Origin of the sequence: Oceanispirochaeta sp. M1 (assembly GCF_003346715.1) — a bacterium.
In the GTDB taxonomy this organism is placed as follows: Bacteria; Spirochaetota; Spirochaetia; order DSM-2461; family DSM-2461; genus Oceanispirochaeta.
Genome location: NZ_QQPQ01000006.1, coordinates 75,646 through 89,654, shown reverse-complemented (window position 1 = coordinate 89,654; position 14,009 = coordinate 75,646). Strand labels below are relative to the sequence as shown.

Annotated in this window: 9 protein-coding genes; 5 read left to right on the top strand and 4 right to left on the bottom strand. The window is 42.1% G+C overall.

Annotated features, from left to right (window positions below):
* Positions 1-33 precede the first annotated feature (33 nt).
* The 3 genes from DV872_RS05515 to DV872_RS05505 all read left to right on the top strand — a co-directional run bounded on the left by DV872_RS05515 (position 34) and on the right by DV872_RS05505 (position 7,445).
* Positions 34-5,859 carry a transporter substrate-binding domain-containing protein gene (locus DV872_RS05515; RefSeq protein ID WP_114628857.1) on the top strand — a complete coding sequence of 1,942 codons (5,826 nt, stop codon included), beginning with the start codon at positions 34-36 and terminating at the stop codon, positions 5,857-5,859.
* Positions 5,860-5,869: 10 nt separating this feature from the next.
* Positions 5,870-6,502 carry a deoxynucleoside kinase gene (locus tag DV872_RS05510; RefSeq protein WP_114628856.1) on the top strand — a complete coding sequence of 211 codons (633 nt, stop codon included), beginning with the start codon at positions 5,870-5,872 and terminating at the stop codon, positions 6,500-6,502.
* Between the two features lie 247 nt (positions 6,503-6,749).
* Positions 6,750-7,445 (top strand): hypothetical protein, encoded by a 696-nt coding sequence (locus tag DV872_RS05505; RefSeq protein WP_114628855.1) that lies wholly within the window; start codon positions 6,750-6,752, stop codon positions 7,443-7,445.
* On the opposite strand, the gene DV872_RS05500 is transcribed toward DV872_RS05505, so the two are convergent.
* Positions 7,430-8,086, bottom strand: coding sequence for an NTP transferase domain-containing protein (locus DV872_RS05500; protein ID WP_114628854.1), 657 nt, complete (start codon positions 8,084-8,086; stop codon positions 7,430-7,432). The genes DV872_RS05505 and DV872_RS05500 overlap by 16 nt on opposite strands.
* Positions 8,087-8,120: 34 nt before the next feature.
* On the opposite strand from DV872_RS05500, the gene DV872_RS05495 reads away from it, so the two are divergent.
* Positions 8,121-9,098: a bifunctional oligoribonuclease/PAP phosphatase NrnA gene (locus tag DV872_RS05495; protein ID WP_114628853.1), complete on the top strand. Its 978-nt coding sequence runs from the start codon at positions 8,121-8,123 to the stop codon at positions 9,096-9,098.
* 7 nt (positions 9,099-9,105) lie between these two features.
* Positions 9,106-10,611, top strand: coding sequence for a pallilysin-related adhesin (locus DV872_RS05490; protein ID WP_147283107.1), 1,506 nt, complete (start codon positions 9,106-9,108; stop codon positions 10,609-10,611).
* On the opposite strand, the gene DV872_RS05485 is transcribed toward DV872_RS05490, so the two are convergent.
* From DV872_RS05485 to DV872_RS05475, 3 genes are read right to left on the bottom strand one after another with little or no spacing between them, the layout of a single operon-like run.
* Complete coding sequence (locus DV872_RS05485; protein WP_114628851.1) at positions 10,595-11,617, bottom strand: SPOR domain-containing protein; 1,023 nt, start codon at positions 11,615-11,617, stop codon at positions 10,595-10,597. The two genes, DV872_RS05490 and DV872_RS05485, sit on opposite strands and share 17 nt — an antisense overlap.
* The gene (locus DV872_RS05480) at positions 11,571-11,921 is read right to left on the bottom strand and encodes a hypothetical protein (protein ID WP_114628850.1); all 351 of its coding nucleotides are present in this window, start codon (positions 11,919-11,921) and stop codon (positions 11,571-11,573) included. The genes DV872_RS05485 and DV872_RS05480 overlap by 47 nt, the downstream gene beginning before the upstream one ends.
* 43 nt (positions 11,922-11,964) lie before the next feature.
* Positions 11,965-13,983, bottom strand: a complete 2,019-nt coding sequence (locus tag DV872_RS05475) for an LCP family protein (RefSeq protein ID WP_114628849.1) — start codon at positions 13,981-13,983, stop codon at positions 11,965-11,967.
* Between the last annotated feature and the right edge of the window lie 26 nt (positions 13,984-14,009).

Here is a 14,009-nt window from a genome sequence, read left to right as displayed (position 1 = left end):
ATATAACCTTAATTTCTCAAAAGGAATTCCTTCATGGCCGGATTCAGGCGAGCATTGTTTATCTTTCTATTGACCGTTCTGTTCACTCCTCTTTTCTCTCTTGATCTAAGTCAGGAAGAACAGATGTGGATCAAAAACAATGCTGAGATTCGAGTTCACAATGAACTTGACTGGGGTCCTTTCAATTTTAATGAAAACGGCAGACCAACAGGATTTTCCATAGAATATATGGATCTTCTTGCAAAAACAGCAGGTCTTAAAGTCAAATATATATCCGGTCCCAGCTGGGATGATTTTCTTCAAATGATTAAAAACGATGAATTGGATGTGATGCTGAATATTGCATACTCCGATGAGCGTGCCGAATATCTCTCTTTTACAGATGCCTATATGGAATTTGCTCCCTCAATTTATATAAGAAAAACCGAAGATATGATTGATTCTGTTGAGGATATCTTTGGAATGACAATTGCGATTCCAGAAGGTTTCTATTATGAGGAACTCCTGAAACCCTATCCGGAAGTTAAGGTTCTCAGTGTAGGTAGTGTTACGGATTCCATACTTGCCGTATCTCATGGAGAAGCAGATCTGCTTCTTGATCTGATGCCCACCATTAATTTTATGATGAAAAATCTCTATGTTACCAATCTGAAACCCGGTGGAACCCTCAAACTTGATGAAAATAGAATAATTGAAGCAACCATGGCTGTAAAAAAAGAGAATACAGTTCTCCTTTCTATACTCAGTAAAGCAATGAAAGAAATTCCTTCTGACCAGTACAGAATATTAAGAAATAAATGGCTGGAATATGAAAAAAAAGAAGCACCTCAGATACAATTAAATGCAGAAGAAGCCCGGTATCTCTTTGAAAACCCGATAATTACAGCCAGCAATGAAATGAATTGGCCGCCTTTCAATTATAATGAAAACGGGATTGCCAAAGGTTTTTCCATTGACTATATGAATATCCTCTCCGCCAAGGCGGGATTTCAGGTTGAATATGTCTCAGGGCCAGCATGGAATGAGTTTTTGGACATGACCAAAACGGGCGAACTTGATGTCTTGCTCAATATAGTTAACACGGAAGAGAGACAGAAGCATTTTCTATTTACAGAACACTATATAACAACCCCCAATGTAATAGTTTCAAATGCAAATAATCCTTTTAATAGTATGGAAGAGCTTAAGGGGAAGACTGTTACTGTTCCCACAGGTTACTATCATGAGGAACTGATTAGAAAATACTTTCCGGAAATTAAACTCCACATGACTGAAGATATCCTCGGCAGCCTGAAGGATGTGGCCTATGGAAAGGCAGATGCTTCAGTAGGTGAAGAAGCCGTCATTGATTATCTGATCAGTGAAAATTACCTGACCCATCTGATAATATCTGGTGAAATTACATTTGGAAGTTCTGAAAATCCTAAATTGAATCTTGCGGTCAGTAAAGAGAATCCCATATTACAGAAGATTCTAATAAAGGCTATGAATTCCATCACTGAACAGGAGATCAGCGAAATAAACGAGAGATGGATTGATTCCCGGGCAGAGATTGCAACTATAGCGAAAGTGGAAGAATCTAATTCGGAAACAGTGACTAGATATCTTTTAATTTTCACTTCTGTTGCTGCTTTTTTTATTCTCGCTTTCATTCTTTTGCAGAAAATTTTAAAGAAACGTAACAGCGGTACTGAACAGTTTGATCTGAAAAGAATGAAGTGGAACAGTCTGATGATTCTGATGATCTGCATAACTCTTCTACTGCTGATGGCTGTCTTTGGCATAATGCAGTTCAGAAAAAACAGTATAAAACGGACTCAGGATGAACTTAGAACAGTACTCTCATCAACCAATGAAACTCTGGAAATATGGATAAATAAAAACCTGGATCAACTGACCATGGTTTCGGGGAGTCAAAAACTGAGATCCCTTACCGAAGAACTTGTTCTATTGCCCAGAGACAAAGAGACACTGATCAACAGCCTTACTCAGAAGGAAATAAGGGATTATTTTAAATATGACAGCCCTTTTTCCTTCTCAGAGGGATTCTTCATTATTTCAAGGGACGGTGTCAATCTGAGTTCCCGGCGTGATACCAATATCGGGGATAAAAACCTGATATTGAATTTCAGACCAGAGCTGCTCGAAAAAGCTTTTAGTGGTGAATCTGTTTTTATACCTGCGATTCCAAGCGATGTATACAAATCAGCTGACCAGCCCACTGCTTATTCAAGTATGTTTTACGCTGTACCTATATTCGGAGAACGGAATCAAGTGATTGCAGTATTAACTCAGAGAGAAGATCCGAGTAATCAATTTTCAAAATACTGCAATATGGGTCAGATAGGTGAAACCGGAGAAACCTATGCCTTTGACCATTATGGAAATTTCCTTTCCAGAAGCAGATTTGAACATGAACTTAAACACATCGGGCTGATCGGAGCTGAAGTCGACAACATACTCAATATGCAGGTGAGAGATCCCGGCTACAATATTCTGACGGCAAAAAATGTAGAGCCCCATAGTTCAGATATGCCCCTGACCTATATGGCCTCACAGGCTGTAAGAGGCAAATCCGGTATCAGCACGAAACCATACGCAGACTATAGAGGTGTTGATGTATACGGTGCCTGGCTCTGGAACAGTAGATTAAATTTCGGCATTGCTACAGAAATTGATGCTGACGATGCCCTCTCTCAATACAGAAGCGCTCGGAGCCTGATAATGATTTTGGTTTTACTGAGCATTCTATTAACATCAGGCTCTGTTCTGACAAGTATAGCAACAGGTGAAAAGGCTAACAGATCTTTAAAGAAATCAAATGATGACCTTGAAAAAAGAGTAGCAGAGCGTACAAAGGAAGTTTCTTCTGCCATGAAGAACCTCGAAAATACAATAGAAGCCCTCACCCACCCCTTCTATGTGATCGATGCCAGTTCATACGAGATAGTATTATCGAACTCCACGGCAAGAAATCTTAATCAGGAAAAAGTACTGACTTTCTGTCACAAACTGTCTCACCACAGTGATATTCCCTGTCACTCAGAAGAGCACCCCTGCCCTCTGGAAACCGTAAGTAGAACCAATAAGCCCTGTACTGTTGAACATATTCACTATGATGCAGAAGGGGAACCTGTATATGTGGAAGTCCATGGCTATCCTATTTTTGATGAGGAGGGCAAACTTGTTCAGATGATTGAATACTCTCTGGATATAACTGCCAGGAAACTGGCAGAGCAGGCAATACATGAAAAAGATGCTCAGCTGGATATGGCCATGAAAACAGCCAGAATGGGAAGCTGGACCTATATTGTGGAAGAAGAAGATTTCATTCTGGACAATACCCTGATGGAGATAACCGGACTGACTGGAGATACTTTTGATCATAAAATGAAGAGCTGGTTTTCCAGGGTTCATCCTGAAGACAGAGATCGTGCAATGGAAAAATTTTCGGCTTTCCTGACTTCCGGAGACACATTTAACTGTGGTTACCGACTCTTGAAGGGTGAATCTGAAATTATCTATCTCTCCTGCATGGGTGTTTCAACCCTTGATGAAGAAGGACAACCCGAAAGAGCCTTCGGACTTATCTGGGACATAACAAAGCAGAAGGAGGCAGAACAGCAACTTGCTCTGGCTAAAGAGGAAGCCGAGGCGGCTACAAAAGCTAAATCTGACTTCCTTGCCAATATGTCACATGAAATAAGAACTCCCATGAATGCCATAATTGGTCTCTCACACCTGATTCAGAAAACAGAAATGAATCGAAAACAGAAAGATTATATACGTAAAATCCACGGTTCTGCACACAACCTGCTGGGTATTATCAACGATATACTCGATTTCTCAAAAATCGAAGCCGGAAAGCTTGCCATGGAAGATATCAGCTTCAATATCCATGAAGTTTTTGATAACCTGGCAAGCATGATAAGTACAAAGGCCAGCGATAAGAACCTGGAACTTGTATTTAAAATAGGAACAGATATACCACCCTATATGATCGGAGATCCCCTCCGTCTTGGGCAGATTCTTCTCAATTTGACTAATAACTCAATCAAGTTCACAGAGAAAGGTGAAATTGCCGTTACGGCAGAACTGGTAACTCTTGAGAATAAAGAAGCCACAATAGAGTTCAGGGTAAGAGATTCGGGAATCGGCCTCAGTGATGAACAGCAGAAAAAGCTCTTCCAGGCCTTCTCTCAGGCAGATAGCTCCACTACAAGAAAATACGGCGGGACAGGTCTGGGACTCTCCATCAGTAAAAGGCTCACCGAGATGATGGGCGGTGAAATCGGTGTAGACAGTGTCTATGGTGAGGGTGCGACCTTCCATTTTACGGCCGTATTCATTGCACAGGATAAAAAGAAAAAAGAGATTATCCCACCCGCTATTCAGGATCTGAAAGTTTTGATAGTGGATGACAATCCCACAAGCCGCGAAGTCCTTACAGATTACCTGGGTGACTTCTCCTTTGACTCAACTGCTGCAGAAGATGGTATGAAGGCCATAGAGCTTGTAAAAGAGAAGAAAGAATCCGGTAAGAAGGGATTCGACCTGATACTTATGGATTACAGTATGCCTGAAATGAACGGTTTTAAGACAGCAAATAAAATTAACGAGGTCCTGGATGAAAAAGAACGACCCAAATATATTCTTGTAACCGCCTTCGGCCGGGATGAAGTTCTTAGTACTGCTGAAAAATCTGATTTTTCCGGTTTTATCCTGAAGCCTGTTAATCAGTCGCTCCTTCTAAATACAATCATGCAGGCCTTCGGCCATATATCAGCAGATAGTGATATCAGAAAAAGAGTAAAAATGCCTCCCGGTTTTGATAAAATCAGAGGAGCCTCAATACTTCTGGTTGAAGATAATGAGATTAACCAGGAAGTGGCCAGTGAACTTCTCAGCGGGGAAGGCTTCTATGTGGACATAGCCGAGAACGGACGAGTTGCTATTGAAAAACTGGAACAGAAGTCTTATGACATAGTACTGATGGACCTGCAGATGCCTGTTCTTGATGGATATAAAACAACTGAAGAGCTGCGTAGCCGGGATGAGTTCAAGGATATCGCCATTGTCGCCATGACCGCCGATGCCATGACCGGAGTAAAAGAGAGTGTTCTAGAATCCGGAATGAATGATTATGTCACCAAGCCTATTGAGCCGAAAGAGCTTTGGAAAACACTTATAAAATGGATCAGCCCGGGGGACAGACAATTACCGGAAGATTACGGAATACAGGATGAGCCTGCCGAAAAATCAGATTCAATAAGTATTGAAGGAGTGGACAGCCATAAAGGACTTGAGCGTCTTGCAGGCAATAAGAAGCTCTATGCCAAGCTCCTGAAAGATATGAGTGCAGATTTTAAATCCTTCAAGGAAGATATACAAGAACTGATATCTGCTGGAGACAATGAAGCTGCACTACGCCATAGTCACTCTCTGAAAGGAGTCAGTGCTAATCTCGGTGCTGAAGAGATCCGGGAGGCTGCTGCCGCGCTGGAAGCTGCTCTCAAAGAAGAGAAACCGGCTGAAGAATTCATTATTAAAGTTCATGAGACCCTGATCCGGACTCTGGGCAATATAGATGGATATTTGTCCACAGAAAAGTCTGAGAAGGAAGATGGAGAAAATTCAGCTGTAAAGATCGACAGGGATGCTGTAATAAAAAAGATCGCTGAAGCTGCCGCTTCTCTGGCAGTGCGAAAACCAAGACCTGCAGTGAAGATACTGGATGATCTATTAGATTCTGAAATAGATGAAGATTTGAAAAACAAACTGGAAGACGCATCTGCACTTCTGGGAAAATATAAAATGAAAGATGCCGCCGCCCTCCTGAAAGGCATGGTAGAAGGCTGAAGAACAAATTGTGAAAAAATATATAATTATTGCCGGAAATATAGGTGCCGGTAAATCAACACTCGTAAAACACCTATGCACAGCACTCTCGTGGACACCCTACTACGAACCTGTCTCAGAGAATCCATATCTTGAAGATTTTTATACAGATATGAAAAAATGGGCCTACCACTCACAGCTATTCTTTTTGAGCGACCGGATGGCCATGCATAAAGAGCTGCAGGATAACGGAGGCAATGTCGTACAGGACCGCTCCATTTATGAGGATGCCCAGATATTTGCCAGGAACCTCTACCTGCAGGGTCAAATAAAAAAAAGGGATTTTGATACCTATTGGAAAATGTATAAGATTGCTGTATCCCTTCTGCAGCCCCCTGACCTGCTTGTGTATCTAAAGGCGTCAGTTCCTTCCCTGGAGGCTAGAATTTCCCGACGCAACAGGGATTTTGAATCCGCCATCCCCCGGGACTATCTTCAGAATCTGAACGGACTCTATGAAGAGTGGACGGGCAGTTACAAAGACTCGGCCAAACTTGTACTGAATATTGATGATTACGATATTCTGAATCATAAAGAAGATCTGGACTATATCATCTCCCTCGTAGAAGAGAGCCTGAGAGGCGGACAGGGCGAACTATTCTGACTTAACAGAATCGGTCTGATCATGAGTATAGGAAAAGTATTTTATTTTTATCTAAAGTATTTCTCAGGAACACCGAATTTTATAAATGTAACGCATTTATGTGTTCGACAGTTTCAATATCTCCTTTGGGAGGTATGCTATTTCAGGTCCGTAAGGTTCAACGTCCAGACTTACGGGCTTTTTTTTGCCCTGATCTTTTCACAGGTATGCGATTGCATTTATCCATCTTGAGAATTATTATAAATAAATGATAAGAAAACCCGCCTGCACTTTGTCGATCCTTTCCATCCTTACACTTCTGTTCACCACCTCTGTATTCTCACAGGAAATCGAACAGGAGGAAAACGTCATCGACTGGAACCAGATCCACATGGTGGGAATCAGTTACCAGCAAAGCTTTAAAAATTTGAATGAAGCATCCGGAACTGATACAGAAAAGCTGGAATATAACATACAATCCCTTGGGCTTAACTACGGCAGCTTCACCGGGAGTCGTCTCGGATTCTACTCAGATATCTACCTCTTGCTTCCCTTTCAGAGCAAATATGAATCTGACAGCAACGAAAGCAACAGCGGTTTTTCCCTGGACTATATGGGAGCTGTTGGATGGAGTCTCTGGGCCGGACCCATAGGCTTTCTCCCCTATATCGGATTTCATACTCAATATACTTTTTTAAACAGAGATCCTCTGGATGAAAACCAGTCAAACCATATGATCTCAGTCGGAATGGGTGCGGGTATAAAATTTCTGATAAAACTGAATGAAAAGAACAATATCTTCACGGGGATTAAGGGAAGCCTGGATACCATAGAGTTTACCAGCGCCTCTTATGACTCCAGAGAGATTCAGCTGCGAAATAAGATATCCTATATGGTCAGCCTGGGTTATGCCTATACAGCTCCAACTAAAAAACGTGTCCTTCAGTCTTATGAGGACGAATAGTCTCTTAGAAACTGCTCGTAAGACTCCTGTGTATCAAGGTCCAGCACAACAGACTCATCCCCCCAGGGAATAAGAACCTGATCATCATCACTTAAATTAGCTTTAAGATTTTTCCCTTTCATCTTTAGGACCCTTTTTTTCCATGAATAGGGTAATAATACCGGATGTCCCGGGGATCCCTGAAAAACAGGCCTGAATACTTTAGAATCATTCCGGATACTGTATGCATCGTGAATTTTAAATAGATGAAACCATGTCAAAAGAGGCATATCCATGGGCATGATAAAAAAATCGCTGTCAACACAGCTCATAGCTGTCTGAATCGAGCTCAGCATTCCCCTTTGATACTCCCTGTTTTCGACAAGAATCAATTCTTTACAATTAAAAAAAATCTCTCTAATCCGGGGCATCTGTTCACCCCCGACAAGAATTACCTTCCGGCAGCTCTCAAGAGCTGTATTAACAGCATTTTCAATTAAAAGGATCTGCTTTTTGCCCGGCTCCCCGTATGATGGAATTTTGAGATCACCTTTCCAGAGTCCCATTCTTGAGGATAATCCGGCGGCAGCGATTACACAGCAGACATCAAGCTTCAATTTTTCTTCAAATAAATGATCACAAATAGATTTTTCAGTTTTCATAGTTTATATTATTATACACAAGGACAGAAAATAAATGACAGTTAAAGAAATCTGCGAGCACCTTATCAAGGATGATAACTACATCATTACTAGTCATGAAGCTCCTGACGGTGATGCAATCGGTGCAGAAATTGTAATATACAGCATCCTTAAATATTTGAAAAAAAAAGTCATAATTCTCAATTCCGATCAGATTGAACATAAATATAAGTATGTTGATACGGAAAATGTGATTCAAAATGTATCTCCCGAGGATGATCTTCCTGGAGATCTAAATAAAAAAACCCTTATAGTAGTTGATACCGAGCCGGGTAATATTGGACATCTTTCAACAAGGCTAAATATGGAAACTGTCAAGGAAGTACTTGTTATTGATCACCATGATTATGATAATCACATCCCCTTTAAAGGCCTGTTCCTCCCTAATGCCTCTTCTACCTGTGAAATGCTCCACAGTATACAGCAGTATTTCTCAATTCCCTACTTTGCTCCCCTTACGGAAGCTATGTTCACGGGAATTGTCTATGATACAGGCTCTTTCATCTATCCGAAAACAAGTGCCGAAACCTTCGCCATTGCCCACAAACTGGTGTTAAACGGAGCTCGGCCCAATTTTGTTTATTCCAATCTTTATGAAAGTAAATCCACAGAGTCACTCAAGCTGAGAACTATGGTGGGAAAGACTCTGGAGCTCCACTACAATGACCATGTGGCCTTCCAGTATATGAATAGAGATTCTCTGGTCGAGTCGGGAGCCAAATACGAAGAATCCCAGGAGATCGTTAATATTCCACTCCAGTGCAATGATGTGCGTGTCTCTATATTTGTTAAAGAAAATGCACAGGGGCAGGTACGCTGTTCTGTAAGAACTAAAAATGAAATTGACTGCCTTCCTCTGGCATCACGCTTCGGTGGAGGGGGTCACCCTACAGCTGCGGGATTCAAATTGACTAAGCCTGTTGAAGAAGTAAAGGCCGAAGTGCTTGATTTCTTTGCGTCCTTCTTTACATAATAGCCCCATGAAAAGAATTGTTTACTCACTCCTCCTTTTAATGCTTCTCATATCCTGCCGAAACAAGTCTGAAGAGATGACAAATGCGGTACCAAGAATTATAAATCCTCATGTCAACGAAGGTGATAATACAACGAATGATGAAGGTGTGAATGAAGTTGAAGAAAACACTTTTCTTGTTCCTATGGTTGAGATCCCTGATAATAATCATATCCAGCGTCTGCAGGACATTAATCTGGACCATGATGTTGAAGAAGAACAGATCATCCTGACAATGGTCAAAGATGAAGATGGAAAGGACAAACTTAAACTCTTTATAGCCGACTACAATAACGATATGATGCGCTATCAGCTCTCTCTGGAAGAGATGATCAGTCCAGATCATATGGAAGGTCTGAGCGTCCACCTGCAGGATCTGAACGGCAATCAGCTTAATGAGGTTCTTATTACAGGATTCAATAAGCAGGGGTTTCAGACTCTGGATGTATTCAGTATAAAAACCCAGGGTGGAAGCGCCGGACTGACCTATAGACGTATTGCCCAGCTGGTTGTGAACGGTACTATTGATATAGAGACAGCCGACCGATCTCAGGAATATAAATCCGGACAGATGACATGGGAGAGCTTTCCCATTATCACAGAAGAGACCAATCCAGAGGATGATGAAAACCTGGACCTCATAAAGACAGTTTATAACTGGAACAAAGCAGCTTCAAGATATCAGCCCATATCAGTTGCCAAAGTGCCTGGTGTAACCATCAAGGAAGAGAACCTTAAAAAGCTCTACAGAGGCGATTTGGATGACTTCAAAGCCTTCTTAAGCGGTCCATGGCACAGAGTAAGCGACAGTGTTGGTGAAAAACAGCCCTTCTTACAGGATATTCTCTACTTTCAGCCCGATGAAGATCAGGTGATCTTCACCATCGATGATATTCAGGAGATCTACGACTGGGATGACACCTACAGAACAATCTTCAAGGGTATCTATATTCAGTCACAGAATATCCTGATTCAGAGCCTTCGTCGGGATATCTTAATTACTGTGGAAGACATGGATTCCATCAAGGTGAAAATTCAGGGAACTACAGAATGGGGCGGTTATTATACACCTCTGAGCCAAAGCCTTCAGCAGGGTCTGGTACATGATGAGATGCTGGAACCTATTGAAGAACTGAACCATTTGAGCGGACTGTTCAAGGGAAGCCGGGGCAACGAATTTTATCTGGACTACCCTTTCTTTACCGAGAAAAATGTTGATGGAGAAAATAGACAGGGTGTATATACCTTCTTTAACCTCTACGGTACAAGTATTCTGCAGTTAAGATATCAGAGAAAGAACGGACTGATGGATGCAAGGTCTGTTTACAATGTTGATTTCCAGATCACTGAAGACAGCAGCAGGATTATCAGAACTCTCACTCTGGTACCTGGAAACCTGACAGTTTCCGGCTTTCTACAGGAATCAGGAGAAACTCTTCATATTGAACAGATTGAAGTTATGGATAAATCCTGAAAGCCTGAATTCCCTTCTCGTTTAATATCTTTATTGTAAGATCATCATTACGGCTCTCCACAATAACCTTGTAGGCGGAGTCCTCTTTTTTTACATGAGAGACAAGCCCGGCCTCTTCCAGTTCAATCTTGAGGCGTGACGCATTCTCATACTTCTGAAAGGCTCCGGCCTGATATAGGGTATATTCAGAAGATGAATCCGGCAGAGGATCTGTGCTGGGATCAGCAGCAGATATATTATCCTGAATGACTTCACTGTCTTCAGCTCCTGAAAATAACTCTTCAGGTCCTGCCAATGGAAATATCTGTTTATTAAGCAGGGATGCTTCAATAGAATCAGGAAAATCCTTGAGTATCCGCTTTTTAAAGATCTCCGCCTGAGAGCTGTAACCTGCCTTATTTAAGACCTTCTGCAGCTGAAAAAGCCAGTCAGCCTCTGTAATCAGAAAAGGATGCTGATTGTGTGCCCGGTCAATCCACATAAGAAGCCTGGGAGACTCTGCATTCTCCTCCAAAGCAGCCATATACTCATATTTAATATCTGAAGACATTGTGAGGCGGGAAATGGTCACATCCCTGCCGGGAGAAACACCGGCATCTTCATAAAGTGCAGAAAGGGCCGAGAGATACTGTTGAGTCAGTTCATGATTCCCTGACAACTCACAAAGAATAAGGGCTGTCCTGATGATATCTTTTTTATCTTGTACCGAATTGACCCGGTATAGATTTTTTTTAATAAGATTGAGATCTTCTTTAAGAGGAGCCGGCATTCTGAGTGTATGAATCAGAATACGCCCAAAGCTATCAGATTCACTGCTGCCGGATTTTGAGAGCCATTGTATGTATAAAACGCGGGCCTCTTCACTCTTCCCTTCCCGTTCAAGGGACCCGGCCCTGTCCAGCAGATCCGATGCACCGGCAGCTGTACAGAGCTGCAGAAACAGGAGGAAAGTCAGAAACTTAAAGAAGTTCCGGTTTACTCGCTTCGGGTTCTTCTGTTTTTTCAACTTTTTTCTTCAGTAGTTTTCTACTCTTTTTTTTATCATCATTTGAAGCAGCCCCAGGGAGACTCTCTCTCTTAAGCTGCTTTTTCTGTTTCTGCTGTTTCAAACCGCTCCCTATAAGGTAGGGAATGACAGACAGAGCACCCAGTATATACATCACAAAGAAGCTGATAACAATGGGAACATCCTTAAAATGACCCGCCTCGGTAAACCAGATATTGACATCTGACATATTCCCCAGGTTAAGACCCACAAATGTAAAAAGACAGATTAAAATTAAAATATACCAGATAAGCCTTAGGGGCATGATGTTCTCCTTAATAATATTATCCTTAAGATCCGAATCGGCTTTATGAAGTTAATACCGAACGGATATATGACTTAATTATACTCCAATCATTGTTCTTTGGAAGTACAATCCATCCACCCTTGTAATAATTTGGATCTTTCAGAGCCTTTGCCTGCTCCTCTTCGCTCAATCTATATAGATTTGTATAAGTGGCATAAAGAACATTGTCAGTATTCAATACATGCTGACCGCTTATCTCATAATCTTTATATGAGAGGAAGTACTTTACCATATCGGCAGTACTGAGATTAGACTCCACATATTTCCCGCTTGTCTGGATAATATCGTAGATTTTACTGATATTTGTAAAACCCAGTACTGAGACAGAATCCTTTAAGGCCGCAATGACCTTCTGCTGACGAACAGAGCGCTCAAAGTCTGATGAAGTATGCCGTGACCTTGCGATTCTAAGGGCGGCAATGCCATCAAGGTGATGAGTCCCCGCAGTGTAGTAAAGAGTTGACCAGCGGCCGTTCTCACGCACCTTATAGGTGGGATCAACCAGAGCCTCATCCAGGGTAACATCAATGCCTCCCAGAATATTGACTACATCGATAAAGGCATACATATCGATGCCCACATAATTTTTAATTTCCAGACCTGTTACGGAAGAGAGAGCCGACATTAGCTGCTCGGGTCCCTGCTGCCTGTAGATGGAGTTGATTTTACTTCCCTGATAATAGAGGTCTCTGGGGACGCTGAGCATCCTCAACTCGCCACTGTCACTATCTGCATGGAGGAGAATCATAGTATCCGCATTATGTTCATGAGAACCGATTAATAAAAAGGTTTCAGAGCCCTCGGCGGCGGTAAACTGATCAGAAACAACTGCTGTATCCGCTGTTTCCAGCTGATAGTTGAAAGTCAGATTATGCTCAGAGGTAAATGTTCTGAGGGAGCGAACGGGAATATCATCCCCATCCATGAGATAGACTTCTGCAAACTCTTTCTGCAAAGCCAGAGATCCTTTTACCTCATTTTGAGAGTCCAGCAGATCATAATAGATATAATCGTTGTCCTCTCGGGGAGTCATTACAGGCGAGAAGCCGAGGTCTTTCAACCTCTGCAAAAAGGCGGGATCTTCCAACAGATCCTTCATCTCCTCTTCTACAAGATCATCCTGAACCTTTGCATCTGTTCTGATGTCTTTAGTACTGACATAGTCCAGGAGACCTGTTTTGAGCTCATCAAGGCTTTTATATGAATTATCTCCCATAAGATAGGAGCTTGTTTCGATATCGCTTTTCATGGAAAGGAGCTTAGAATCATCAACTCTGAGAACAGGAACGGATTTAATCATTCCTGATGTAAGAGGTTTTCCCAGGCTGAGCTGCAGTTCTCTTAAACTGCTTCTGAGCTCACGGTCCTGATAAATCCTCATAAGATCCTGATTAAGACTATCCACACGGGCATAAAGCAGATCCATGGCGGCTGTTTCACTCTGGAGATATCCGACAAACTCAGGGGATGAGAGAACTCCATTCACCTCGCCATCTCCCAGTACACTCTCTGCCTGAAATTCATTGCTCTCCGGCAGATATTCCAGAGTGAAATAATCTTCATCACCCCTGCTCAGAATACCTGTGTAACCTACAGATTTCCTGTAGCTCAGATCAAGTTGTTTCAGTACTGTGATGAATGAACTGTCTTCCAAAAGAGCGCCGTAGCTTCTCAGGGTATCCTGACCACTGTTATGCTCATTAAGAAAGGCGACGGCCCCATAGGCTGCAAGTTCAAAGTTCCCCTGTTCAGGGACATCTGAGTCCTGAGATTCATCTTCAAGAGCCGATTCATCAAAAACCAGAGCCGGCAGATTTATATACTGTCTCACCTGGGCTGAATTCTGTTTGAGAATCTCCTGATTGCTGCGCAGTGAGGAGAGCTCCTCCTGTGTCATTTTTATCTGCTCTTCATAGCCCAGGGCCTGTTTTTTCCAGTTCCGCCCGGATATAAAGAATCCGAACATCACCGTTAGAATGAGGATGGATGGCAGAATATAGATCAGTAAAATACGTTTCATAGAATATGTGGGTGTTCTCCGCTTAG

Excerpts from the sequence above, each read along its gene's own strand:
- DV872_RS05500 (WP_114628854.1), bottom strand. The coding sequence starts at position 8,086 with ATGAAAACTGAAAAATCTATTTGTGATCATTTATTTGAAGAAAAATTG.
- DV872_RS05490 (WP_147283107.1), top strand. The coding sequence starts at position 9,106 with ATGAAAAGAATTGTTTACTCACTCCTCCTTTTAATGCTTCTCATATCC.
- DV872_RS05495 (WP_114628853.1), top strand. The coding sequence starts at position 8,121 with ATGACAGTTAAAGAAATCTGCGAGCACCTTATCAAGGATGATAACTAC.
- DV872_RS05475 (WP_114628849.1), bottom strand. The coding sequence starts at position 13,983 with ATGAAACGTATTTTACTGATCTATATTCTGCCATCCATCCTCATTCTA.
- DV872_RS05505 (WP_114628855.1), top strand. The coding sequence starts at position 6,750 with ATGATAAGAAAACCCGCCTGCACTTTGTCGATCCTTTCCATCCTTACA.
- DV872_RS05515 (WP_114628857.1), top strand. The coding sequence starts at position 34 with ATGGCCGGATTCAGGCGAGCATTGTTTATCTTTCTATTGACCGTTCTG.
- DV872_RS05480 (WP_114628850.1), bottom strand. The coding sequence starts at position 11,921 with ATGCCCCTAAGGCTTATCTGGTATATTTTAATTTTAATCTGTCTTTTT.